Genomic DNA, 24186 nt, shown 5'->3' with positions numbered 1-24186 from the left:
GCCGCTCAGTTGGTGCGTGACAATAGCCCGCCGGCAGAGCGGGCAATGAGGCCCTCAAGCTCTAGGTCGACAAGCGCTGGTGCGACGACGGGTGCAGCCCCGCCAAGGTCGCGGATTAGCTGATCTTCGGCCATCGGGGACACGCCAAGGCGGTTCAGGATCAAGTTGTGCAGCGCTGCAGTTTCGCGCAATCCGCGCTGCGGTTTTGGGGGGCGGTCTGGCGCTTGTGGGCGGTCTGGTGTTTGCGAATGATCTGGCATTCGCAGCGGCAGTTCAGGGGCGGCGCAGGGCAGGGTGCCGACGGCTTCGATCACGTCAGCGGCGCAGCGGATCAACGTTGCCCCATCGCGGATCAGCATGTTGCACCCGGCGGCGCGGGCATCAAAGGGGTGGCCCGGCACGGCGAGCACGTCGCGGTTGGCATCCAGCGCATTGCGGTCGGTGATCAGGCTGCCTGACTTGGCCGCTGCTTCTACGATGACCACGGCGCGCGACAGGCCCGCGATAATGCGATTGCGCGCGGGAAAGTGCCGCGCCTGTGGCTGCAAGCCCATTGGCATTTCCGACAGGCGCAGTCCCTGCACACCAATCTGCTGTGCCAGCACACTATTTTCGCGCGGATAAATCACATCGACCCCGCCCGCCTGGACCGCAACTGTGCCACCTTGCAGCGCGGCGTGGTGGGCGGCGGCGTCAATGCCGCGCGCAAGGCCGGACACCACGACAAAGCCTGCGGCGGTCAGATCGGCGGCCAGCGCCTTTGCCATGCGTGTGCCAAGGGACGATGCATTGCGGGCACCAACCATGGCGATCATGGGCCGCTGCAGCAGGTCAATTTGACCGATTGCCCATAGCATGGGCGGTGCGTCGGAAAGATCGTCAATGACCGCAGGCCAACCCGGATCGCCCTGCATCAGCAATTGCGCACCGGCCTTTTGCCCGGCCTTCAGTTCGGCGGCAACAACGCCTTCTGGGCAAATGCTGTAGTCTGATACGCCAGCCGCTGCTGCGATATCTGGCAGGGCGTCAAGCGCTGCAAGCGCTGTGCCGTGTTCTGCAAGCAGCCGGCGATAGGTTGCTGGCCCGACCCGGCGAGAGCGCAGAAGACGAAGGTGATGGAACCTGGGGGCATCCTGGGGGGGGATGTGGTGCGTGGTCGGGAAACGTTCCACTTTTGAACCATACCTTCGTCTTGCTGCCTGATCAGATTAGAATCCCAAGGGTTAATAGGTTCTGAATCATTTCAGCAATTTAAGACGTTTTTGATCGGTCAGGCCGATCCGCCCACGGTCAGCCCCCCGATCATCAGGCTAGGTTGGCCGACGCCCACGGGCACCCACTGGCCTGCCTTGCCGCAATTCCCGATGCCGGGGTCGAGCGCGAGGTCATTGCCGATGCCGCGAATCTGCTTCAGCGCGGTCGCGCCGTCACCGATCAAGGTTGCGCCCTTGATCGGCGCGCCAACAACGCCGTCTTTGACGCGGTAGGCCTCTGTGCAGGAAAACACGAACTTGCCATTGGTGATATCGACCTGACCACCGCCAAAGCCAACCGCATAGATCCCGTCCTTCAGGTCTGCGACCAGATCTGCGGGGGGCGTGTCGCCAGCCAGCATATACGTGTTCGTCATCCGCGGCATCGGCGCATGGGCATAGCTTTCGCGCCGCCCGTTGCCGGTGGGTTCGACGCCCATCAGGCGGGCATTCTGCCGGTCCTGCATGTAGCCAACCAGCACACCGTCATCGATCAACACATTTTTGGCGCTGGGCGTGCCTTCGTCGTCCACGGTGATCGAGCCGCGACGGTCGGGGATCGTGCCATCGTCCAGCACTGTCACGCCTTTGGCCGCAATCTGTTGGCCCATCAGGCCCGCAAACGCGCTGCTGCCTTTGCGGTTAAAGTCGCCCTCTAGCCCGTGGCCAATCGCTTCATGCAGTAAGATGCCTGGCCAGCCTGGCCCAAGCACCACGTCCATCACGCCTGCTGGCGCGGCTTCGGCCGTCAGGTTGACCAGCGCGATGCGCAGCGCTTCGCGGGCGACGCCCTGCCAGTGGTCGGGCGCGATCAGGCCGATCAACGATGCGCGGCCACCGCCGCCCATGCTGCCGCTTTCCCGGCGGCCGCCGTCCTCGACGATGACAGAGATATTGATGCGGCTCATCGGCCGAATATCCGTGACGACAGTCCCTTCGGGGCGCAAAATCACGACCTCTTGCAAGGATGCGCCCAAGGATGCGCTGACCTGCACGATGCGCGGGTCCAAATCGCGGCAGAAGGCGTCGATCTGGCGCAGCAGGTCGATTTTTGCCGGAAAGGTCGCCTCTGCCACCGGGTCAACGTCGCTATAAAGCTTAACATTCGTTCCCTTTGGCCCGGCCGCTAATGTGCCGCCGCCATCACCGACGGCCAAACGCGCCGTCGCCACGGCCCGCCGCAGCGCATGTTCGTCAATGGTCGAGGCGTGGGCATAACCGGCACGCTCGCCCCGCACGGCGCGCAGGCCGAAGCCTTCGGACGCATCATAGCTGGCGTTTTTTACACGCCCATCGTCCAGCACAAGGCTTTCCGACCGGCGGCGTTCAATGAACAATTCACCGTCGTCAGCGCCCTGAACGGCGTCCCGCAACAGGCCGAGGGCTGCATCCTGATCGAGGTGCGTCGTGAACGGGCGGAAGGCGTCAGCGGTCATTTAGGCATCCTTAAGCGGGGCAAGTTAAACACACACATCGCGCCAAAGCGTCTCTTTGACGCAATCGTGGTTCTTGAGTTGTCCCTCAGGATATGGGACACGCTGGGCAGGATACAACGGGATTCCGTGTCGGCCGCATCGTCGGTGGCCCCGCGCAATCGTCACGCCGCAGGGGGAAAACCCTGCGCCGGAGCAAAAGGGAAAGACATGCGAGTGAGCAATTTCGCCAAGACTGCCTGGACCACCATGGGTCTTATTCTTGCCGGTGCCGCGGCCAATGCGCAGGACGTGAACGTGGAATTGCCCGTCATCGGTGCCCCCCATGCGAACGGAATCGGTTTTCAAGAAGCTGTCACCAGCATTGCGCGCGACGTGCATTGGCTGGACGGCATGCTGCTGTGGATCATCACCGCGATCGTGCTTTTCGTGTCTGGTCTGATGATTTGGACCTTCTGGAAATTTAACCACAAGACGAACCCAAAGCCCGCTGGCTTTACCCACAACAGCCCGCTGGAAATCGCTTGGACCGTCGTGCCAATCATCGTTCTGGTGTTCATCGGTGCGTTTTCTTTGCCGGTTTTGTTTAACCAGCAGGAAATCCCTGAAGGCGACATCACCATCAAGGTGACAGGCTACCAGTGGTACTGGGGCTACGAATACGTTGACGAAGGCGTCGCGTTCGAATCCTTCATGCTCGCTCCTGAGGAGCTGGCCGATTACGGTTACACCGACGATTTGTACAAGCTGGCAACCGATCAGGCGATCATCCTGCCCGTTGGCAAGACTGTCGTGATGCAGCTGACCGGCGCTGACGTGATCCATTCGTGGACCATCCCTGCCTTTGGTGTGAAGCAAGACGCCGTGCCTGGCCGTTTGGCGCAACTGTGGTTTAACCCAGAAAAAGAAGGCATCTACTTTGGCCAGTGCTCTGAGCTGTGCGGCAAAGACCATGCCTTTATGCCGATCACCGTCAAGGTCGTCAGCCAAGAAGTCTACGACGCTTGGTTGATCGAAGCGAAAGACCAGAACGGCGTCTGATCGCAGTTGCGATTAGGGACCAAATTTGCATACGGCGCGACCCGGTGATTACCCCGGGTCGCGTCCCTTTTATCCGAGCTGCTGAAGGCGCAAACCATGTCTGACATGAGCCTGCACGAAACCACCCCAGAGACCGAGTACGAGGCGCAGATGGGCGATTATTTCGCCTTACTGAAGCCGCGCGTGATGTCGCTGGTGGTGTTCACAGCCCTTGTTGGCCTTCTTGTGGCACCGACGCCGGTCCATCCCTTCATCGGGTTCGTTGCGATTTTGTGCATCGCCGTTGGGGCAGGGGCCTCTGGTGCGCTGAACATGTGGTGGGATGCGGATATCGACGCCCGCATGCGCCGCACGGCGAAGCGGCCCATTCCTGATGGCCGCGTTAAACCAGGCGAAGCGCTGGGCCTTGGCCTGACGTTGTCCTGCTTTGCTGTTGTGCTGCTCGGGCTTGCGACCAATTGGGTCGCGACCGGGTTGCTGGCCTTTACCATCTTCTTTTACGCCGTCGTTTATTCGATGTGGCTTAAACGCGCGACGCCGCAGAATATCGTGATTGGCGGCGCTGCTGGTGCGTTTCCTCCGATGATCGGCTGGGCCGTTGCGACTGGGGGAATCAGCATTGATTCGGTCCTGATGTTCGCGCTGATCTTTATGTGGACGCCGCCGCACTTCTGGGCGCTCGCGCTGTTTGTGAAAACGGACTATGGCGACGCTGGCGTGCCGATGCTGACCGAAACCCATGGTCGCCGCGTTACCCGTAACCACGTGCTTGCCTATTGCGTGCCGCTGGTCGCTGTGGCGATTGGACTTGGCTTCACCTCGATCGGGGGCTGGGTCTATTTGGCGGTGGCGGTGTTCTTTAACGCTTGGTTCCTGAAAGGCTGCTACGACATTTGGCGCCGGGACGATGCACAGGCCGAGGCTGACAATTACAAGGTCGAGATCAAGACCTTCAAAGTGTCTCTCTATTACCTTTTCGCGCATTTCGGTGCCCTCCTGATCGAGGCTGCCTTGCGCGCCAACCATATCGGAGGCCTGTAAATGGCAATCCAAGTCGAACATGAAATTCACAAACGCCGCCGTGGCCGCAACATGGGCGTCGGCATTTTGCTGCTGGCGTTTATTGGTGTCGTCTTCGGGCTGACCGTGGTGAAGGTTCTGCAACTGGGCGATTTGCGCAAGTTTGAGACATTTGACCACGTTGTGCGCCCGCAGATCGTGCCTGATACTCCTGAAACAACTGTTCCATTACCAGAGGTTTCAAACTGATGCTTTTCCCTAGGCTTACCGGTGCCAATCGCACCCTTGCACAGACGGTTGCTGTCGTTGCGGTGATGGTTGGCCTCGCGTTTGCGTCCGTGCCTTTTTATTCGTGGTTCTGCCGGGTTACGGGCTTTTCCGGCTATACCAATGTCGCGGCCGCCGGGTCTGACACGATCCTTGATCAGACGATTAAAGTCCGCTTTGACGCGTCCCTTGATCGCGATATGCCTTGGACCTTTACGCCCGTGCAGCGGGAAATGACCCTGCGCCTCGGCGAAACTGGCCTTGCATTTTACGAGGCGCATAACCCGACTGACCGTGTTGTGTCGGGGCAGGCTGCCTATAATGTCACCCCTTACGAGGCGGGCGGCTTTTTCGATAAGATCGAATGCTTCTGCTTTACCGAGCAAACCTTGCAGCCCGGAGAAACGGTACAGATGCCCGTCAGCTTTTATGTTGATCCGGCAATTATCGAAGACCGCGATGCGAAGTATGTCCATACGATCACATTGGGTTATACCTTTTACGAGATTGACCCACCCGAAACCACACAACAGGCATCCGCCGACGCGAATCTTTTGACAACCGCGCCAGCCAACGCCATAGACACCAACTAACGACCGCGACCAGCAGCACGGGAAAACAACAACATGGCTCACGAAAAGAACCACGACTTCCACATCCTCGCACCGTCGATCTGGCCATTCGCCGGTTCGCTAGGCGCATTTATCATGCTGTTCGGCGGCACACTGTGGATGCACGATCACGGGCCATGGGCGTTCCTGGTCGGCTTGGCGCTGGTGCTTTACGTCATGTTCGCTTGGTGGTCCGAAGTCGTCCACGAAAGCCAGATTGGCGATCACACCCCGGTTGTCCGCATCGGCCTGCGTTACGGCTTCATCATGTTCATCATGTCCGAAGTCATGTTCTTTGCCGCCTGGTTCTGGTCGTTCTTTAAGCACGCCATGTACCCGATGGGCCCGATGAGCCCCATCGTTGATGGTGTTTGGCCGCCTGCAGGGATCGAAACCTTTGATCCGTGGCACCTGCCGCTGATCAACACGCTGATCCTGCTCTGCTCTGGCGCTGCTGCGACTTGGGCACACCACGCGCTGGTGCACGAAAACAACCGTCAGGATATGAAGTGGGGCCTGATGCTGGCCGTCGCTTTGGGCGCGCTGTTCACCGTGTTTCAGGCGTACGAGTATTCGCACGCGGCCTTCGGCCTTGCTGGCAATATCTACGGCGCGAACTTCTACATGGCGACCGGCTTCCATGGTTTCCACGTTCTGATCGGCACGATCTTCCTGCTGGTCTGCTTGATCCGCGTCTACAAGGGCCACTTCACCCCTGAAAAGCACGTCGGTTTCGAGGCCGCAGCTTGGTACTGGCACTTCGTTGACGTCGTCTGGCTGTTCCTCTTTGCCTCGATCTACATCTGGGGCGCATAAGCGCGATCCACGCACCGAATTTGAAAAGGCGGCCCCAGCGGGTCGCCTTTTTGCATAAGACCGGACCTTCACCCCGCGCGCCAAACGCGGTAAGGCAACCCGGTCTGATCCAAGGGGCGACATCGATGCTGCGCAAGATTTTCTTTCCCCTGCTAATGGGCGTCGCCGGTTGCGCCGTCCTGATTGCGTTGGGGACATGGCAGGTGCAGCGGCTGACGTGGAAGACAGCCATTCTGGACCAGATCACAGCGACCATCATCGCACCGCCCGTGGCGCTGCCCGCGAACCCCGATCCTGTCGCTGACGAATATCTACCCGTTATGGTTTCGGGGCAGATCATCGGCGCACCCTTGTCGGTGCTTGTCAGCACGGCGGATAACGGCGCAGGCTATCGCACCATCACGGCATTTCAAACCGACGCGGGCCGCACGATTGCGGCCGATTTTGGCTTTCTGTCCCTGGATGATCGCGGCGCGGCGCTGCCGACGGGGCAGGTGACGCTGACGGGCAATCTGCTTTGGCCGGACGAGGTGGACAATTGGACGCCGGAGCCCGATGTCGCCACAGGCATCTGGTTCGCCCGCGATCTGCCTGCCATGGCCACTGCCTTGAACGCAGAGCCTATTTTGCTGGTCGCCCGCAATATTGACCCCGTCAGCCCCACCGTCCCTATGCCGGTCGGGATCGAGGGGATCCCCAACGACCACCTTGGCTATGCCATTACGTGGTTCATGCTGGCTATCGGCTGGGCGCTGATGACTGGCCTTTTGATCTTTCGCACACTTCGCCAAAAGGACGCCTGACATGCGCTATATTTCGACCCGCGGGCAGGCCCCGATCCTGTCGTTTGAAGACACAATGCTGACGGGCCTTGCCCGGGATGGCGGCCTTTATGTGCCGGAAACGATCCCGACACTAACCCCCGATCAGATCGCCGCAATGGCTGGGCAAAGCTATGAGGACGTGGCCTATACCGTCATGCGCCCCTTTATCGGTGAGACCTTCACCGACGCGCAATTCCGCGAGTTGATCGCCAAGGCCTATGCCGGATTTGGCCACGCCGCCCGCGCGCCATTGGTGCAGTTGGCCCCGAACCATTTCCTGCTGGAACTGTTCCACGGCCCAACGCTGGCGTTCAAAGACTTTGCGATGCAGCTGATTGGTCAGATGTTTCAGGCGGCGCTTGCCCGCTCTGGCAACCGCGTCACGATTGTCGGTGCGACATCGGGCGATACCGGTTCTGCCGCGATAGAGGCGTTTCGCGGTCTTGATGCCGTGGATGTCTTTATCCTGTACCCGCATGGCCGCGTGTCCGAAGTGCAGCGCCGTCAGATGACCACGCCGACCGAATCCAACGTCCATGCGATTGCCGTGGATGGCGATTTCGACGGTTGTCAGGCGCTGGTGAAGGATATGTTCAACGACTTCCAGTTCCGCGAAGACGTGCGGCTGGCGGGGGTGAACTCGATCAACTGGGGCCGGGTGTTGGCGCAGGTGGTGTATTACTTCACGTCCGCCGTGTCGCTGGGTGCGCCGCATCGCAAGGTCAGCTTTACCGTGCCAACGGGCAATTTTGGTGACATCTTTGCGGGCTATATCGCCAAGCAGATGGGCCTGCCGATTGGCGAGTTGGTTGTTGCGACCAATACGAACGACATCCTGCATCGCACACTGGAAACCGGCGCTTATACCAAGGACAGCGTGACTCCGACGATCAGCCCGTCGATGGATATTCAGGTCAGCAGTAACTTTGAACGCGCGCTGTTTTATGCCTACGGCCAAGACGGCGCCGCCGTGGCCAGCCAGATGGATGATCTGAAAAAGGGTGGCTTTAAGATTTCCCAAGGTGCCATCGACGCGCTGCGCAGCGCCTATGCCTCTGGCCGGGTGTCAGAGGGTGATACATCCGAGACGATCACCCGCTATCTGGCAGAGCATGGCGAACTGCTGTGCCCGCACACGGCTGTGGGTGCGAATATCGGCGAAAAGCACCTTGGCACCGTTCCGATGGTCACACTGGCCACGGCACACCCCGCAAAATTCCCCGCCGCGGTCGAGGCTGCGACAGGCATCCACCCCCCCTTGCCCCCGCGCATGGCGGACCTGTATGACCGCCCCGAACGGATAACACGCAGCAAGGGTGACCTTGTTGCAATCCAGAAAATCATCAAGGACCGGATCACGTCTTGACCATTGAACTTCACACGCTGTCCAACGGCTTTCGCGTTGTAACCGAACATATGCCGGGGCTGGCCAGCGCCTCTGTTGGCATCTGGGTGAACGCGGGCGGCCGCCACGAGGCCGAAGAGCAGAACGGCATTGCGCACTTTCTGGAACACATGGCGTTCAAGGGCACAGACACCCGGACGTCCCTGCAGATCGCAGAGGCGATCGAGGATGTGGGCGGCTATATCAACGCCTACACCAGCCGGGAAACGACGGCCTATTACGCACGCGTGCTCGAATCGGACGTCGGGCTTGGCCTTGATGTGATCGCTGATATCCTGCTGAACCCGCTGTTCGAGGACCACGAGATCGAGACAGAGCGCGGCGTGATCTTGCAAGAGATCGGCCAAGCGCTGGATACGCCAGACGATATCATCTTCGACTGGCTGCAAGAGGTCGCTTATCCCGATCAACCCATTGGGCGCACGATCTTGGGACCAGAGGAGCGGGTCGAGAAGTTTACCCGCGACGATCTGACCGGCTTTGTCGGCACGCATTATGGCCCGAACCAGATGATTCTTGCCGCCGCTGGCGCTGTCGATCACGACGCATTGGTTGCGCAGGCGGAAAAGCTGTTTGGACATCTGCCAGCGCGTCCGCGCACTGGCCTGATCCAGCCCGCGAAATTCGTTGGCGGCGAGCGGCGCGAGAGCAAGAAGCTGGAGCAAGTCCACTTTGCGCTGGCGTTCGAGGGGCCGGATTACCGCGATCCCGCGATCTACACCGCGCAGATCTATGCCAGCGCGTTGGGCGGCGGCATGTCGTCCCGTCTGTTTCAGGAAATCCGTGAAAAGCGCGGGCTGTGCTATACCATTTTCGCGCAGGCCGGAGCCTACGAGGATACAGGCCTGACCACGATCTATGCGGGCACCAGCGCCGAAGAGATCGAAGAGCTTGCCAATATCACCATGGACGAGATGAAGCGCGCCGCCGACGATATGACGGCAGCCGAGGTTGCACGGTCGCGTGCGCAGATGAAGGCTGGCTTGCTAATGGGGCTAGAAAGCCCATCGAACCGGGCAGAGCGTCTGGCGCGGCTGCTGGCGATCTGGGACCGTATCCCGACTGTCGCGGAAACGGTGGAAAGCATCGACGCCGTCACCACGGGCGACGTGCGCGACTTTGCCGCCCGCACGGCGCAGGCTGGCGCGGCGCTGACGCTTTATGGTCCCGCCGACGCGGCCCCCTCGCTAGAGGCGCTGCGCGCGCGACTGGTCGCCTGATGCTGGGGCGGGCGCGCAAGGTTCGGCTAGAGACCGAACGCCTGATGTTGCGCCCGCCGATGCATGCCGACTTTCGCCCTTGGTGCGGGTTGCGCGAAGCCAGCCACGATTTCCTGCAACCGTGGGAGCCGACCTGGGCTGCCGATCATTTTAGCCGCAAGTCATTCACCAACCGGGTGTATTGGTCGCAACGGTCGATCCAGCAGGGCAGCGCAGTGCCGTTGTTTCTGATCCGCCACAGCGACAACCAACTGATCGGGGCGATTACGCTTGATAATATCCGCCGCGGTCCGGCGCAGGCGGGGACAACGGGCTATTGGATCGGGCAATCTTTTGCGCGCCAAGGCTATATGCGCGAGGCGATCAAAGCGCTGGTGCATTACGCCTTTACCGCGCTGGACCTGAGCCGGATCGAGGCAGGGTGCCTGCCCGAAAACGCGCCTTCGCGCCGGCTCTTGGAAAACTGCGGATATAAATACGAGGGCGTCGCGCAAAGCTATTTGCAGATCGACGGGCGCTGGCGCAATCACGTGCTTTACGCCAACCTGCGCCATGACCGGCGGGGGCGCACTGACGTCGGCTAGGCGCTACGCCACCGATACGCGGCAGGGCATCTTGACGGCAGCGTGCAATCGCACAATGCATGGCGGCATGCGCTGGATTTTTCTTTTGTTGATGTGTGCAGGGTGTAGCCCGGCCTTACTGCGAACCACCGGGGCGCAGGACCCTTTTGTGTATGACGCTGCAGCCGTGGCGCAGGCCGACAAGGTCGCCCTTTTTATCCCCGGGGCTCTGTCGTCAATCGAAGTCTTTGGCCCTTCAAAAGACTGGGAAGCTGCAGGTTATACCCGCGCTTTTTACCGTTATCCCGGCCTTGATGGCCTGCCGACAGACCACCGCCTTGACCCGTCAACTGCCGCGGCTGACGTTGTTCAATTTGCCAGTAAGTTGGCCCCAGACGCACAGCTGGTCTTGGTCGGCTATTCTACCGGCGCATTGATCGCGCTAGAGGCCGCGCCTGACATAAATCCCGCCCATCAGGTCCGCGTGGCCGCGATGTCGCCGTCGGTCGAACACGCTGGTGGATTGCAGACGATTGTGTCCGGCGCAGGTGATGTCGTGCGGGCGGTTTATGCGACAAAGTCGGTGGCAAAGGAAAAAGTTTGGCCTCGGTTCTGGGCAGGGCTTTTGTTCGGCAGAGAAGAACTGGCCGCGCCAACCGCTTCGCCTGAATTGCAGGACGCGGTGGCGCGTGGGTCCAAGATTCAGACGCAGCTGGATACGCAAATTGCGTTTGCGCATATGCTGGCACTGCCCGGCTGGCGTTTGCCTGATGATCTGGACCTGACGGGCATCCCGGTCGCGTTTTTCATTGGCCTAAGTGATCCGGTCTTCTCGACCCGCCAAACAACCGATTTTTCGCGAAAAATCGGCGGCGTCCCCATCCTTGGCTATCCGGGGCAGGGGCATCTGTTGTTCTTTACCCGGCCAGATGTCTTCTCCGATATGCTTGATTTTGCCGAAGGCCGCCCGCCCCGATTGCGTTAAGGTCCGGCCGTTTCCGATCGTCGGGGCGTTTGCGCTGGACACCGCCCGGCGTGCCCTTACCTTTGCCTCGACAAAGAATGGAGCCGCCATGCTGACCCCGGCCACGACCGATACCCTTACCGATCTGCGCGCGGCCTTGCCCGCAGATACCTTTCGCGATGATACCGCGCCTTACCTGACCGAACCACGCGGCCGCTGGGCGGGGAGCGGGATCGTCGTCGCGCCGCGCACGACGGATCAGGTTGCGCAGATCGTACGTTATTGTGCCGAACGGCGCATCGCTGTCGTGCCATACGGTGGCGGCACCGGATTGGTCGGCGGCCAGTTGATGGGGCAGGGGGATGTGCCGCTTGTGCTGTCGCTAGAGCGCATGAATGCAATCCGCGCGACCTTTCCCAGCGAATCCGTTCTGGTGGCCGAGGCCGGGGCGATCTTGGCTGATGTGCAAAAGGCCGCAGAAGATATCGGGCGGATGTTCCCGCTCTCGCTTGCCTCTGAAGGGTCGGCGCGGATTGGCGGGTTGCTGTCGACCAATGCGGGCGGCGTGAATGTGCTGCGCTACGGCAATGCGCGCGCCCAGTGTCTGGGGCTAGAGGTGGTGCGCCCGGACGGCAGTATTTGGAACGGGTTGTCGCGCCTGCGCAAGGATAACACCGGATACGATCTGCGCGATTTGATGATCGGGGCAGAGGGCACGCTTGGCATTATCACCGCCGCCGCGTTGCGCCTTGTGCCGCAGCCTGCCGCTGTTGGGGCCGCAATGTTGGCCGTGCCATCCCCTGCCGCGGCGCTGGATTTGCTTGCGTTGGCCCAGTCGCGCCTTGGTGACGGGATTTCCGCGTTCGAGATGATCCACCGTCAGGGCCTAGATTTTCTGGACGAGGTCGGCCCGGCTTTTAAGGCCCCCTTTGCTGCGCACCCCGAATGGATGGTGCTGATTGATATCGGCATGCCCGCCGGGCTCGCCCCTGACGCGGCGCTGGAAACCCTGTTCGAGGCTGCGGCCGAGGCGGGGCTTGTGACCGACGGCGTGATTGCCCGGTCCGGTGCGGACCGCGATGCGCTGTGGCATATCCGTGAAAGCATACCAGAAGCGAACCGGCGCATCGGCTCTATTTCGTCCCACGATATTTCGCTGCCGCTGAGCCTTGTGCCTGATTTCATCGTCGAAGGTGGCAAGCGGTTGGCGCAGGTCGGTCATTTCAGGATCAACTGCTTTGGTCATCTGGGGGACGGTAACCTGCACTACAACGTCTTTCCCTTACCCGGAGAGACGCGCAGCGATCACGAAGATAAGCGCGCCGCGGTGAAGGATTGCGTGCATGATCTGACCCACGAGATGGGTGGATCGGTCAGCGCCGAACACGGCGTTGGGCGGCTAAAGGTCGGCGATCTGGAAAAATACGGCGATCCGGCCAAGCTGGCGATGATGCGTGCGATTAAATTAGCACTCGATCCCCACGGCATTATGAATCCCGGTGCCGTGCTGCGCACGTTAACTGACGATTAAGGATCACGACGCATAAGGGAGGAAGAAAGCCGGTGAATCACTGGACTTCCTCCCAGGTCAGAAGACCTATGCTGCGACCTTCGAAAGAGGTCTTGCCGGAAAATCCGGCGCAGCCGGTCTGCGGATCTAGTCGCGGCGGCGCGGGTTAAATGCCAACGCCGCCGCAGCGCCTTAGTGGCCTTCGTAGGCACACAGCGCATGGACATCCATGCCGAGCGCTTCCAGTTTTGCCCGTCCGCCTAGTTCAGGCAGGTCGATGACAAAGGCGCAGCCGGTGACCTGTGCGCCAAGGCGTTCAATCAGCTTAATCCCCGCCTCTGCCGTGCCGCCAGTGGCAAGCAGGTCGTCAACCATCAACACGCGTTCGCCCGGCTTCAGCGCGTCGTCGTGGATTTCGACAATCGCCTCGCCGTATTCCAGCGTGTAGGCCTGCTCGATGCATTTGGCGGGCAGCTTGCCCTTTTTGCGGATCGGCACAAAGCCGACGGACAACTGGTGGGCAATCGCGCCGCCAAGGATAAAGCCGCGCGCTTCGAGCCCGACAACCCGGTCGATGGGCTGACCAGCATAGGGGTGCAGCAATTGGTCGATCGCCATGCGAAATCCGCGCGGGTCGGCAAACAGGGTCGTCACATCGCGAAACATGATCCCTTCGTGCGGGAAATCGGGGATCGTGCGGATATAGTCCTGAACGGTTTTCATGCGGTGTCCTTTGGGTTCAGAACGCGGCCCGCGACCGCGTCGAGTTTTGCCACCAGCGCAGAGTCGCGCCGGTCGGGGGATGTCATAATCGCATGGGCCAATGCCTGATCGCAGTCGCTAGCACAAGCTTTGGGCAGCATCGCGGCAAGCGCCATGACCATGTCGCGCGCCTTTGTGCCGTTGCCTTGCAGGGTGCGGATCACGTCGGCGACGTCGACGGCATCGTGATCCGGGTGCCAGCTGTCGTAGTCGGTGATCATCGCGACAGAAGCATAGTGCAGCTCTGCCTCTCGGGCGAGTTTCGCCTCTGGCATGTTGGTCATGCCGATCACGTCGCAGCCCCAGCTGCGGTACATCAGGCTTTCCGCCCGGGTGGAAAATTGCGGGCCTTCCATCGCCAGATAGGTGCCGCCGTCATGAACGCGAATACCGGCCGCGCGGGCCGCAGAAACGCAGGCGGCGGAGAGGTCGGGGCAGACCGGGTGGGCGACGCTGACGTGCGCGACGCAGCCGGTGCCAAAGAACGACTTTTCCCGTGCAAAGGTGCGGTCGATGAATTGGTCCACGATGACGAAATCGCCTGGGGCCATGTCTTCGCGGAACGATCCGCAGGCGCTGATGCTGACTAGGTGTGTCACGCCCAGCCGTTTCATCGCGTCAATATTCGCGCGGTAGGGGACAGTCGTCGGGCTGTGCACATGTCCACGTCCGTGGCGCGGTAGAAACGCCAGCGGCACGCCGTTCAGTGTGCCGGTCAAGACCGCATCGGATGGTGCGCCCCACGGACTGTCGACTTGCGTCCAAGCTGCGTCCTTGAGACCCGGAATGTCATACAGGCCCGAGCCGCCGATAATGCCAAATCTGCCCTGCATGAATGCGCCTTTCGGTGTTGCACCATCGCTTTGTGGCCCCTGCGCCGCGGCGGTGCAACCGTTCAGCGCGGGGCGGGGTGACAATCGGGCCGTTCTGGCGTAGGGGCCACACAACACGTTTAGTATTAGGATGTCCCATGGCCCCCCGCGCCCTTCTGGCAAGTTTTGCCGACAGCATTGCCCTAACCGATCCCAGTGCGCCCCTGAATGCCGGGCGCCTGCGGATCGAGGTGCTGTCAGGTCTGACCGTCGCCCTTGCGTTGGTGCCAGAAGCCGTGGCCTTTGCCTTTGTCGCCGGGGTGCCGCCGCTTGTGGGCCTTTATGCCGCGTTCATCGTGGGCCTGATTACGGCCGTGTTTGGCGGGCGTCCGGGCATGATCTCTGGCGCGACGGGCGCGCTGGCCGTTGTGATCGTCAGCCTCGTGTCGCTGCACGGGATTGAGTATCTGTTTGCCACCGTCGTTTTGATGGGCCTGATCCAGATCGTCGTTGGCGTCATGCGTTGGGGGAAATTTATTCGGCTTGTACCGCATCCGGTTATGCTGGGCTTTGTGAACGGTCTGGCTATCGTGATCTTCTTGGCGCAGCTGGGCCAGTTCAAAGTGCCCGGCACGGCAGAAGCTGTTGGTCACGGTATGTCAGGCGGTGCATGGCTGTCTGGTCTGCCGTTGATCTGGATGCTGGGCCTGACCGCCTTGACCATGTTCATCATTTGGGGTGCGCCCAAGGTTACGAACCTGATCCCCGCGCCATTGGCCGGCATTGGTATTGTCGCCGCAATCGTCATCATCTTTGGCATCGACGTGCCTGTCGTGGGCGATCTGGCGTCCATCGAGGGCACTTTGCCCCCGTTCCACGTTCCCATGGTGCCCTTCACCTTTGAGACGTTCCAGATCATCCTGCCCTATGCGATGATCTTGGCCGCCATTGGCCTGATCGAAAGCTTGCTGACCCTAAACCTGGTGTCCGAAATGACGAACCAGCGCGGCGGTGCCAGCCAAGAGTGCATCGCGCAGGGTGTTGCGAACACTGTCACCGGTTTCTTTGGCGGTATGGGTGGTTGCGCGATGATCGGTCAGTCCATGATCAACGTGAAATCTGGCGGCCGTACGCGCATCGCCGGGATCGCGGCGGCGCTGTTTCTGCTCGCCTTTATCCTGTTCGCTTCTGGCCTGATCGCGCAGATCCCGCTGGCGGCGCTGGTCGGCGTGATGTTCATGGTCGTGATCGGCACCTTCGCGTGGAACAGCTTTAGCATCCTGCGCAAAGTGCCGCGGACCGACGCCGTCGTCATCGTTCTGGTGACCGCCGTCACTGTGGCGACCGATCTGGCGACGGCTGTGCTGGTCGGTGTGGTCGTATCCGCGCTGGCCTATGCGTGGAACAACGCGACCCGCATCCACGCCAAGACCTATACCACGCCCGAAGGTGCCAAGGTCTATCAGATCCAAGGACCGCTGTTCTTTGGCTCTGCCGAAGGTTTCAGCGAGCTGTTTCAAGTGGACGCCGACCCGTCGCTGGTGATCGTCGATTTCAACGATAGCCGCGTTGTGGACCAGTCAGCTCTGGCCGCGATCGAGGCGATTGCCGGCAAGTATGAGGACGCCGGAAAATCCATCCAATTGCGCCACCTGTCTCGCGATTGTCACCGTCTTCTGTCCAAGGCCGGGCACCTGATCGTCGATAGTGATGACGATCCCGATTACGCACTGGCCGTTGACTATTCGGTCCGCACTGGGGTTCTGGGCGGTCACTGACGCCTAACAATTAAGCAAACGCACGGAAACGGGGCGAAATTCCCCGTTTCTGGCTAGCCATGCGGCGGGCAAGGTCCAATACTGCGGTTTAACAATAAACCGATGACGGGGACCTTTTATGTTTTATCGCTCACTTACTGCTGCCGTTCTGATGGCATCCGCCGCGCAGGCGCAGACTGATCTGCCATTCGCGCTGGACTGGAAATTCGAAGGGCCCGCTGCGCCCTATTTTGCCGCCATCGACAATGGCCACTTTGCGGCCGCCGACCTGAATGTCACGGTCGAGGCTGGCAATGGCTCGCTTGATGCGATCCCCAAGGTGGCCACCGGCGCGTTCCCCGTGGGCTTTGCCGACATCAACAGCCTGATCAAGTTCCTTGACCAAAACCCCGGCGCGCCGGTGATTGCGGCGATGATGGTCTATGACAAGCCGCCATTCGCCGTGATCGGCCGCACGTCGCTGGGCGTCAGCGATCCTAAATCGCTTGAAGGCAAAGTGCTGGGTGCCCCGCCGCCCGATGGCGCATGGGCGCAGTTCCCGATCTTTGCCGCTGAAAACGGCCTTGATATGGATGCGATCACCGTCGAACCTGTCGGCTTTCCGACGCGCGAACCGATGCTGGCCGAAGGCAATGTCGCCGCGATCACCGGCTTTTCCTTCACGTCCTACCTGAACGCCGCCCGCCTTGGCGTGCCAGAGGATGATCTGGTCACCATGCTGATGGCGGACTACGGCGTTGATTTGTATGGCAATGCGGTCATCGTGAACACCGAATATGCCGCGGCCAATCCAGACGTGATCAAGTCCTTCCTTGGTGCCGTGGCGATGGGCTGGTCCGACGCAATTGCTGATCCAGCCTCTGTCATTCCCATGCTGATCGAACGTAACCCCGCGGCTGATGCAGAGCTGGAGCAGCGCCGGCTAGAGCTGTCGATCCGCGACAACGTGGACACCGATTGGGTCAAGGCGAACGGCTTTGGCGGCATTGATGCGGACCGTATGGAGAACAGCCTTGCCCAGATCGCGACCACCTATGAGTTCGCGACGACGCCTGATGCGTCGCTGTATTTCACCAGCGATTACCTGCCCGAGGGCGGCTTTAAGTTGGCGGAATAAGGTTTGGAAAACCTAATTGAAATCAGGGGGGTGCGGCACTCTTACCGCACCGCCTCTGGCCCTTTGCCGGTGCTTGATGGGCTTGACGTTACAGTGCCAGAGGGCGGTTTTGTTGCCGTCGTCGGGCCGTCTGGCTGCGGAAAATCGACACTGACCCGCCTTGTCGCGGGTTTGCTGATCCCGGACGAAGGCACGGTCAACGTTCACGGCACCCGCATCACCGCGCCGCGCAGCAATGTCGGCATGGCGTTCCAGAACCCGGTACTGCTGGAATGGCGCACGATTTTGGACAACGTCATGTTGCCGCTGGAAATCGTGCCGAACAAACTGACCAAAGCCCAAGGCGAGGACCGCGCGCGCAAGCTGCTGGCGCTGGTGGGGCTCGAAGGTTTCGAGTCAAAACGCCCGTCAGAACTGTCGGGCGGTATGAAGCAACGCGCGTCCCTGTGCCGTGCGCTGATCCATCAGCCAGAGGTGTTGATCCTTGATGAACCTTTTGGCGCGCTTGACGCTTTCACCCGCGAAGACCTGTGGCAGACCATGCACAAGGTCAAAGCAGAAGAGCCATTTACCGGCGTGCTGATCACCCATGATCTGCGCGAATCGATCTTTCTGGCCGACCAAGTTGTCGTGCTGTCTGGACGTCCCGCTAAGACGCAGTTCGTCATGGATATCCCCGATACGGGCCTGCGCACGCTCGAAGACCTTTATACCCCGCTGGCCGCTGAACGCCTGAACGTGCTCCGCCACCAGATCGAGGTCGCCCAAGGGCGGGTTGCCGCATGAAGGCGCGTCAGGTTCTTGTGCCGCTGGCCGCCGTCGTCGTGTTTCTGGTCCTGTGGGAGGCCCTTGTTTGGGTCATGGGGTGGCCGAACTACAAAATGGCCTCTCCGTCCGACTTGATCCCGGCCTATGAAAAATACTGGTCGTTGTTCCTGATCATGGGCTGGCAGACGCTGTGGCGGACGATTGTCGGCCTGCTGCTTGCGGTGATCTTTGGCACCGGACTTGGCATGGTCATGGGCTTTTCACGCACAATGCGCGACGCGCTCTATCCCCTGCTGGTGGGCTTTAATGCCGTGCCCAAGGCGACCGTGGTGCCCATCGTGGCGCTGATGTTCGTCGGTTGGCACGATTTTAACACAGTGCTGATCGCCTTTATGATCAGCTTCTTTCCGATCGCCGTATCCGTCAGCATCGGCCTGTCCACGCTGGAACCGGAATACCGCGACATCCTGCGCAGCCTTGGCGCGAGCCAAGCACAGGTATTCTGGAAAATCGCGCTGCCCAAAACCCTGCCGGAATTCTTCGGTGCGCTCAAAGTCTCGGTCACGCTTGCTTTTATCGGCACCAATCTGATGGAAATCGTGTCGCCCCATGGCCGCGGCCTTGGGGCGCTGTTTGATAGTGGTAAAACCAACTCTGACTATCCGCTGATGTTCGCGGTGCTGATCGCTTTGGCGTTCCTTGGCATCGTTTTGTACTACATCGTCGTCGCGCTAGAGAAGATTTTTGCCGGTTGGGCCGACCGGACGGTTTAAGATTCGCCGGGTCGGTTTAGACTGAACACCTCGGTTACCGTCGCATAGTCGCGGTAGCCGAGGCGTGACAGCGGGTTGAACGTGGTCACGTCAAACATGCCGTCTACGATGCAATCGTCAGCCATGCGGATGCCGACGACTTCGCCGATCACCATGAAATTGTTTGCTCCCTCTAGCGTCACGATCTGGGTCATCTTGCATTCCAGCGTCGCGGGGCTGGCGGTGACAAAGCCGCAGTCGATGGTCTGGCATTGGCCCTTTTCCAGTCCCGCGACAGCAAACTCGTCCACGTCCCTGCGCCACGGGCCGGACGTTTGGTTCATCGCGTCGCGCAGCGCATGGCTGACGATGTTAACGGCAAAGACACCGGTTTCGCGGATATTGGCGACCGAATCCTTGGTGTCGCCCCGGTCCGGCTTGGCCGAGGTTGAAGCAAACATGACCTGCGGGGGGAAATAGCTGACTGCGTTGAAAAACGAATAGGGCGCAAGGTTATCTGACCCGTCGCTGCCGCGCGTCGAAATCCAGCCGATGGGGCGGGGGGTGACGATGGCGTTGAACGGGTTGTGCGGCAGGCCATGGCCCGCCCCTGTGTTGCGATCTGGTTGATAGAACATGGTTGTGATCCCTTTTATCCGGCTTGCTCAACAGCTAGCGTGCCAAAACGCGCCGGACCATACGAAAGACTCGCACAGCATGGATATCACAACCGCACGGGAACGCCCCGACGACTGGTGGGAAGTCGAGGCGCTGTACGACACATGCTTTGCGCCAGGCCGGACCGCGTTGTCGTCCTATCGCCTGCGCGACGGTGTCGACCCGATTGAACGGCTGTGCATCGTGGCGCGCGATGGTGACGGGCAGATTGCGGGCGCGATCCGTAACTGGCCCGTGCGGGTCGCCGGCAAAGAGGTCGTGCTGCTGGGCCCCGTCGCCGTTCACCCCGTTCACCAAGGCGAAGGGATCGCCGCCCTGCTGATCTGGCGCTGCCTAGAGGTCGCGGCAAAGGACGGTTGGCCGCGGATTATGCTGGTGGGCGATGCGCCTTATTATGGCCGCTTCGGTTTTACCCCGCTGACGGACGTTGTCATGCCGCCGCCGACCAACCCTGACCGCGTTTTAGGCATCGCTTTGCGCAAAGGCGGCTGGGACGGCGTAACTGGGCCGGTGGAACGCGCGCACGATTGAAAACGCCGTAGGGTTGCATATGTTCATGCTAACCAAAAAGGTGCGGTCCCGATGAAGACGATCAACGCCGAAATATCTGACAAGTCCCCGTTGGGCGATGACGACCGCGCCCGTATTCGCGCCCTTGCCGACCGGCAGCGCCGTGCGAACGGGGTGCTGATGCGGGCGATTAACTTTGTCGGCACGCAGGTCGAAGACACACTAAAAATGCTGCCCAAAGGCGCGCGCGGTCAGATTGATGCCGCAGCCCGCGCCGCCTTGACGCATAGCTACGAGGTCGCCGCGCGGTCCCGCTCTGGCGCGCTGGGGCAGGCGGTGAACACGGACCGGATGCACAAGGTTATGGCGACGCTGTCGGGCGCGATTGGGGGCTTTGGCGGCCTACCTACAGCGCTGGCAGAGCTGCCTGTCGCCACCACGATGATTTTTCGCGCGGTACAGGGTGTCGCCGCCCAATATGGCGAAGACCCCGCTGACCCCGAAACCCGCTTGCAGGCGCTGGCTGTCTTTGGCGCGGGCGAGGATGGCGAGGACGGGATCGACACGTCGTTCCTTGGCGCGCGTTTAGGGCTGTCCGGCGCTGCCGTGCATACACTGATCGCCCGCGTCGCGCCGCGCTTTGCCGCTGTTTTAACCCAGAAACTGGCGACGCAGGCCGTGCCGATCCTTGGCGCAGCGGCCGGGGCAGGGACGAATTATGCCTTCACCCAATACTACGTCGAGATGGCCCATGTACATTTTGGCCTGCGCCAAATCGTGCGCGAACACGGCGAAGATGCGGTGTTAGACGTCTTCCACGCCGCTCTTGCCAAACGTCAGGTCACGGACCGCGACGCCTGATGGTGTTCCACTAGCCAAGCGTTAATCATCTCTCTGATATCTTGCTCGCCTGCGTCAAGCGCAGCTGACACAGCCTTGCCTGCGGCGACAATATCGACCTGACGCAGCAGGTGTTTGACTGGCCCGACAGAGGCGGGGCGCATCGACAGGCTGCGGAACCCAATGGCCGACAGCACAAGCGCCTCTAGCGGGCGGCCCGCGTCTTCACCGCAGAATGACACCGGGGTGCCCGCCGCATTACAGCGTTCGACGACGGTCTTCAGGAACGACAAAAAGCTGCCGTTCAATGTGTCATAGCGCCGGCGCACCAGCTCGTTCTCGCGGTCAGCTGCATAAAAGAACTGCTTTAGATCGTTGCCGCCGACCGAGATGAAATCGACCTCTTTGAAAAACGCAGCAGGCGCATAGGCGAGCGACGGGGTTTCTAGCATGGCGCCGACTTCGAACTTTGACGGCAATGGGTTGCCCAGCTTGACCTCGCGGGCCAGCACCTTGTCCAGCTCTGCCTTGGCCGCGCGGAATTCGGAATGCAGCGTGATGAAGGGGAACATCACGGCCAGCGGCCCGCCGTTTGCAGCGCGGATCAGCGCCTGCAGCTGCATCCGCAGAATGCCGGGCTTATCAAGGCCAACGCGGATCGCGCGCCAGCCCATCGCGGGGTTCGGCTCGTCGTTGGCCTTCATGTAGGGCAGGACTTTGTCCGACCCGATGTCGAGCGTGCGGAAGGCAACGCGCTTGCCATGCGCCGCGCCGATGACGCGGGAATAAAGCGCTGACAGCTCTGACCGTTTCGGCATCTGGCTGCGGATCAGGAACTGCAATTCGGTACGGAACAGGCCCACACCTTCGGCCCCGGATGACGGCAGCGACGGCAAGTCCGCCATCAGGCCCGCGTTCATATGCAGTGCGATCTGCGTCCCGCAGGTGCCCACCGCAGGCAATTCGCGCAAAGACGCATAGCGTTCTTGTGCCCGCGTCTGCATCGCCAGTTTGTCACCAAAGGCGGTCGACACGCTGTCGTCAGGCCGCAGGTGCACAACGCCCTGTTCGCCGTCCACAAGGATCGTGTCGCCGTTCAGCGCCTCTGTCGTGATGCCTTTGACGTTGATGACCAGCGGAATGGCCCAAGCCCGCGCCACAATGGTCGCGTGCGATCCGACAGAGCCTTCTTCCAGCACGATCCCGCGCAGCGCCTTGCCGTATTCCAGCAATTCGCCGGGGCCGATGTTCTTGGCGATCAGGATCGGATTTTCGGGCATTTCCGCGCCAGTGTTCGATCCTTGGCCGGTCAAAATCCGTAGCAGGCGGTTCGACAGATCGTCCAGATCATGCAGCCGGTCGCGCATATAGGCGTCCTCTGCCTGACCCAGACGGGACCGGGCAAGCGATTGCTCTTTCTCGACAGCGGCCTCGGCGGACAAACCGTTAGAGACGTCCGCTTCCATCCGGCGCATCCAACTGCGCGAATTGGCAAACATCCGGTAAGCTTCAAAGATTTCGACCTGATCGGGGGTCATCGCGCGGTCGCCGCTGAGTAGTTCGTCGACGGACAAGCGCAGCGTTTCCACCGCAGCGCGCAGGCGTTCCAGCTCTAGATCGGGATCGTCAGAAATCGGGTTCGTGACCACGACGCGCGGCTCGTGCAGGTAAACTTTGCCAGCGCTGGCCCCTTCTTGCGCGATCGTGCCGCGGAACAGAACCGGTTGTTGGTGCCGCGCAGACAAGGCCGCACCTTCGCCGACAAAAGCGCCCAGTTCCGTCATTTCCGCCAGCACCATGGCGACCACTTCAAGGGCATAAACCTCGTCCGTGGTGAAGGCGCGCGAATCCTTGGACTGCACAACCAGCACGCCAAGGGCATCGCCCAGCCGCTGGATTGGCACGCCGCAGAAGGACGAATAACGCTCCTCCCCAGTCTCAGGCATATAGCGAAAACCGGGGGCAGAGGGCGCGTCGGCGGCGTTCACCACACGGCGCGTCCGAGCCACGCGGCCAACCAAGCCTTCGCCCAGCCGCATCCGCGTTTTATGTACTGATTCAGCCTGCAAACCTTCGGTTGCGCACAACTCTAGCGTGTCTACGTCGCGGAAAAGATAGATCGAGCAGACCTCCGTCTGCATCGAACTCGCGATCAATTCGACGATTCGATCCAGCCGTTCCTGACCGGCTGAATCCTCGGCCAAGGCGCGGCGCAGACGGCCAAGCAGCTTTCGGCTTTCGGTTTCGATCCTGTCGCTCATGGCTCCCCCAGCGCGTCGTCTTTTGCCCTCTGTATGCGGTTTGCACCCAGAAGGGGAGGGTGAATGCACCCCAGCGTCGGCGCGGTGATCAATTCAGGCGAAAAGTTTGCGAAATCGCACAGCACTTAAGCGGATATTCACCCCAAGCCCGCAGTCTGTCCGAAGACCATTGATCTGCCATAGGATTGCCCATGACACCCTGCCGCGCTGCCCTGTTCTCTGTGATGCTGTTATGCTTTGCGCTGCCTGCGGCGCATGCGGCGGACTGGTCTTACGATGGCGAACACGGGCCGGACCATTGGGCTGACCTATCGGACGATTTTGCAACCTGCGCTGAGGGTCATTTTCAGTCGCCGTTTAACATCGTCCCTGACGTCGATGCCGATTTGGCGAACCTTGATATCCACTACACCCCGATGCCGGCTGCGGTGACAAACAACGGGCATACGCTTGTGGTGAACGGCGGGGTTGATGATTTTCTTCGGATCGGTGGGACGGATTTTAAACTCCTGCAGTTTCACTTTCACACACCCAGTGAATACCTGATCAATGGTGACGCCTTCCCGATGGAACTGCACTTTGTGCATCAGGCCGCTGACGGGCGTTTTACCGTCCTTGGGGTGATGATTGCCGAAGGGGCCGCAAATCCTGCGATCGCGCAGCTATGGAACGTCGCGCCATATGATCACGGCGCCACTGGCAGCGGGGACGCCATGTTCAACCCGCGCGATCTGCTGCCAAGCAGTCAAAGCTACATGCGTTTCATGGGCTCTTTGACAACGCCGCCCTGCACGGAAGGAATCAACTGGCACATGTTGATGTCGCCGATCACAGCCTCTGCGGAACAAATTGCCGCATTTCAGACTGTGTTTCCCAACAACGCCCGCCCAATCCAGTCGCGCAATGGGCGGCTTGTCGTGGCAGAGTGGTAACCGCATCGCCGCTTTGGCGTAGGGATAGGCGGTCTAACTGAAAGGTGGA

Annotated in this window: 24 protein-coding genes; 18 read left to right on the top strand and 6 right to left on the bottom strand. The window is 60.7% G+C overall.

Annotation, left to right across the window (positions count from 1 at the left end):
- Positions 1–5 precede the first annotated feature (5 nt).
- Together dprA and tldD are read right to left on the bottom strand one after the other, a co-directional pair.
- Complete coding sequence (dprA, locus tag KBW81_RS13455) at positions 6–1172, bottom strand: DNA-processing protein DprA (RefSeq protein ID WP_254247525.1); 1167 nt, start codon at positions 1170–1172, stop codon at positions 6–8.
- Between the two features lie 98 nt (positions 1173–1270).
- Positions 1271–2689 carry a metalloprotease TldD gene (tldD, locus tag KBW81_RS13450; protein ID WP_254247524.1) on the bottom strand — a complete coding sequence of 473 codons (1419 nt, stop codon included), beginning with the start codon at positions 2687–2689 and terminating at the stop codon, positions 1271–1273.
- A 207-nt stretch (positions 2690–2896) separates the two neighbouring features.
- Between tldD and coxB the strand changes: the two genes are divergently transcribed.
- The 11 genes from coxB to KBW81_RS13395 all read left to right on the top strand — a co-directional run bounded on the left by coxB (position 2897) and on the right by KBW81_RS13395 (position 12948).
- Positions 2897–3727, top strand: a complete 831-nt coding sequence (coxB, locus tag KBW81_RS13445) for a cytochrome c oxidase subunit II (RefSeq protein WP_254247523.1) — start codon at positions 2897–2899, stop codon at positions 3725–3727.
- 96 nt (positions 3728–3823) lie between these two features.
- On the top strand, positions 3824–4768 hold the full coding sequence (cyoE, locus tag KBW81_RS13440; RefSeq protein WP_254247522.1) for a heme o synthase: 945 nt from the start codon (positions 3824–3826) through the stop codon (positions 4766–4768).
- Positions 4769–4996: a hypothetical protein gene (locus tag KBW81_RS13435; protein ID WP_090185747.1), complete on the top strand. Its 228-nt coding sequence runs from the start codon at positions 4769–4771 to the stop codon at positions 4994–4996.
- Positions 4996–5607, top strand: coding sequence for a cytochrome c oxidase assembly protein (locus KBW81_RS13430; RefSeq protein ID WP_254247521.1), 612 nt, complete (start codon positions 4996–4998; stop codon positions 5605–5607). Before KBW81_RS13435 ends, KBW81_RS13430 begins: the two co-directional genes overlap by 1 nt.
- Positions 5608–5640: 33 nt before the next feature.
- On the top strand, positions 5641–6441 hold the full coding sequence (locus tag KBW81_RS13425; RefSeq protein ID WP_090185753.1) for a cytochrome c oxidase subunit 3: 801 nt from the start codon (positions 5641–5643) through the stop codon (positions 6439–6441).
- A 125-nt stretch (positions 6442–6566) separates the two neighbouring features.
- Complete coding sequence (locus KBW81_RS13420; RefSeq protein WP_254247520.1) at positions 6567–7244, top strand: SURF1 family protein; 678 nt, start codon at positions 6567–6569, stop codon at positions 7242–7244.
- 1 nt (position 7245) lies between these two features.
- Complete coding sequence (gene thrC, locus KBW81_RS13415; protein WP_090185758.1) at positions 7246–8631, top strand: threonine synthase; 1386 nt, start codon at positions 7246–7248, stop codon at positions 8629–8631.
- Positions 8628–9890: a M16 family metallopeptidase gene (locus KBW81_RS13410; RefSeq protein ID WP_090185760.1), complete on the top strand. Its 1263-nt coding sequence runs from the start codon at positions 8628–8630 to the stop codon at positions 9888–9890. The genes thrC and KBW81_RS13410 overlap by 4 nt, the downstream gene beginning before the upstream one ends.
- Entirely contained in the window at positions 9890–10474 is a 585-nt protein-coding gene (locus tag KBW81_RS13405) for a GNAT family N-acetyltransferase (protein WP_254247519.1), read from the top strand. Before KBW81_RS13410 ends, KBW81_RS13405 begins: the two co-directional genes overlap by 1 nt.
- A 148-nt stretch (positions 10475–10622) precedes the next feature.
- Positions 10623–11438 (top strand): alpha/beta fold hydrolase, encoded by an 816-nt coding sequence (locus KBW81_RS13400; protein ID WP_254247518.1) that lies wholly within the window; start codon positions 10623–10625, stop codon positions 11436–11438.
- A gap of 88 nt (positions 11439–11526) precedes the next feature.
- Positions 11527–12948 carry an FAD-binding oxidoreductase gene (locus KBW81_RS13395; RefSeq protein ID WP_254247517.1) on the top strand — a complete coding sequence of 474 codons (1422 nt, stop codon included), beginning with the start codon at positions 11527–11529 and terminating at the stop codon, positions 12946–12948.
- 171 nt (positions 12949–13119) lie between these two features.
- On the opposite strand, the gene KBW81_RS13390 is transcribed toward KBW81_RS13395, so the two are convergent.
- Positions 13120–13650 carry an adenine phosphoribosyltransferase gene (locus KBW81_RS13390; RefSeq protein WP_090185768.1) on the bottom strand — a complete coding sequence of 177 codons (531 nt, stop codon included), beginning with the start codon at positions 13648–13650 and terminating at the stop codon, positions 13120–13122.
- Positions 13647–14522 carry an S-methyl-5'-thioadenosine phosphorylase gene (locus KBW81_RS13385; protein ID WP_254247516.1) on the bottom strand — a complete coding sequence of 292 codons (876 nt, stop codon included), beginning with the start codon at positions 14520–14522 and terminating at the stop codon, positions 13647–13649. Before KBW81_RS13385 ends, KBW81_RS13390 begins: the two co-directional genes overlap by 4 nt.
- A gap of 137 nt (positions 14523–14659) precedes the next feature.
- On the opposite strand from KBW81_RS13385, the gene KBW81_RS13380 reads away from it, so the two are divergent.
- From KBW81_RS13380 to KBW81_RS13365, 4 genes are all read left to right on the top strand, one after another.
- Positions 14660–16279 (top strand): SulP family inorganic anion transporter, encoded by a 1620-nt coding sequence (locus tag KBW81_RS13380; RefSeq protein WP_254247515.1) that lies wholly within the window; start codon positions 14660–14662, stop codon positions 16277–16279.
- Positions 16280–16397: 118 nt separating this feature from the next.
- Complete coding sequence (locus KBW81_RS13375; RefSeq protein ID WP_254247514.1) at positions 16398–17396, top strand: ABC transporter substrate-binding protein; 999 nt, start codon at positions 16398–16400, stop codon at positions 17394–17396.
- 3 nt (positions 17397–17399) lie between these two features.
- Positions 17400–18182, top strand: coding sequence for an ABC transporter ATP-binding protein (locus KBW81_RS13370; protein WP_254247513.1), 783 nt, complete (start codon positions 17400–17402; stop codon positions 18180–18182).
- Positions 18179–18937, top strand: coding sequence for an ABC transporter permease (locus KBW81_RS13365; protein ID WP_090185781.1), 759 nt, complete (start codon positions 18179–18181; stop codon positions 18935–18937). Before KBW81_RS13370 ends, KBW81_RS13365 begins: the two co-directional genes overlap by 4 nt.
- Here the strand turns inward: KBW81_RS13365 and KBW81_RS13360 are convergent.
- Positions 18934–19554: a flavin reductase family protein gene (locus KBW81_RS13360; RefSeq protein ID WP_090185784.1), complete on the bottom strand. Its 621-nt coding sequence runs from the start codon at positions 19552–19554 to the stop codon at positions 18934–18936. The two genes, KBW81_RS13365 and KBW81_RS13360, sit on opposite strands and share 4 nt — an antisense overlap.
- Positions 19555–19633: 79 nt before the next feature.
- Here KBW81_RS13360 and KBW81_RS13355 point away from each other — a divergent pair, with 79 nt between their 5' ends.
- The gene (locus KBW81_RS13355; RefSeq protein ID WP_254247512.1) at positions 19634–20125 is read left to right on the top strand and encodes a GNAT family N-acetyltransferase; all 492 of its coding nucleotides are present in this window, start codon (positions 19634–19636) and stop codon (positions 20123–20125) included.
- Between the two features lie 51 nt (positions 20126–20176).
- Positions 20177–20965: an EcsC family protein gene (locus KBW81_RS13350; protein WP_254247511.1), complete on the top strand. Its 789-nt coding sequence runs from the start codon at positions 20177–20179 to the stop codon at positions 20963–20965.
- Here KBW81_RS13350 and ptsP read toward each other — a convergent pair.
- Positions 20941–23205, bottom strand: a complete 2265-nt coding sequence (gene ptsP, locus KBW81_RS13345) for a phosphoenolpyruvate--protein phosphotransferase (RefSeq protein WP_254247510.1) — start codon at positions 23203–23205, stop codon at positions 20941–20943. The genes KBW81_RS13350 and ptsP overlap by 25 nt on opposite strands.
- A 191-nt stretch (positions 23206–23396) precedes the next feature.
- On the opposite strand from ptsP, the gene KBW81_RS13340 reads away from it, so the two are divergent.
- On the top strand, positions 23397–24137 hold the full coding sequence (locus KBW81_RS13340) for a carbonic anhydrase (RefSeq protein ID WP_254247509.1): 741 nt from the start codon (positions 23397–23399) through the stop codon (positions 24135–24137).
- Positions 24138–24186 lie beyond the last annotated feature (49 nt).

The sequence above is a fragment of the Loktanella salsilacus genome, from assembly GCF_024206795.1.
Lineage (GTDB): Bacteria > Pseudomonadota > Alphaproteobacteria > Rhodobacterales > Rhodobacteraceae > Loktanella > Loktanella salsilacus.
Note: the sequence above shows the minus strand (reverse complement) of the source record. Positions and strands in the feature narration are given on the sequence as shown.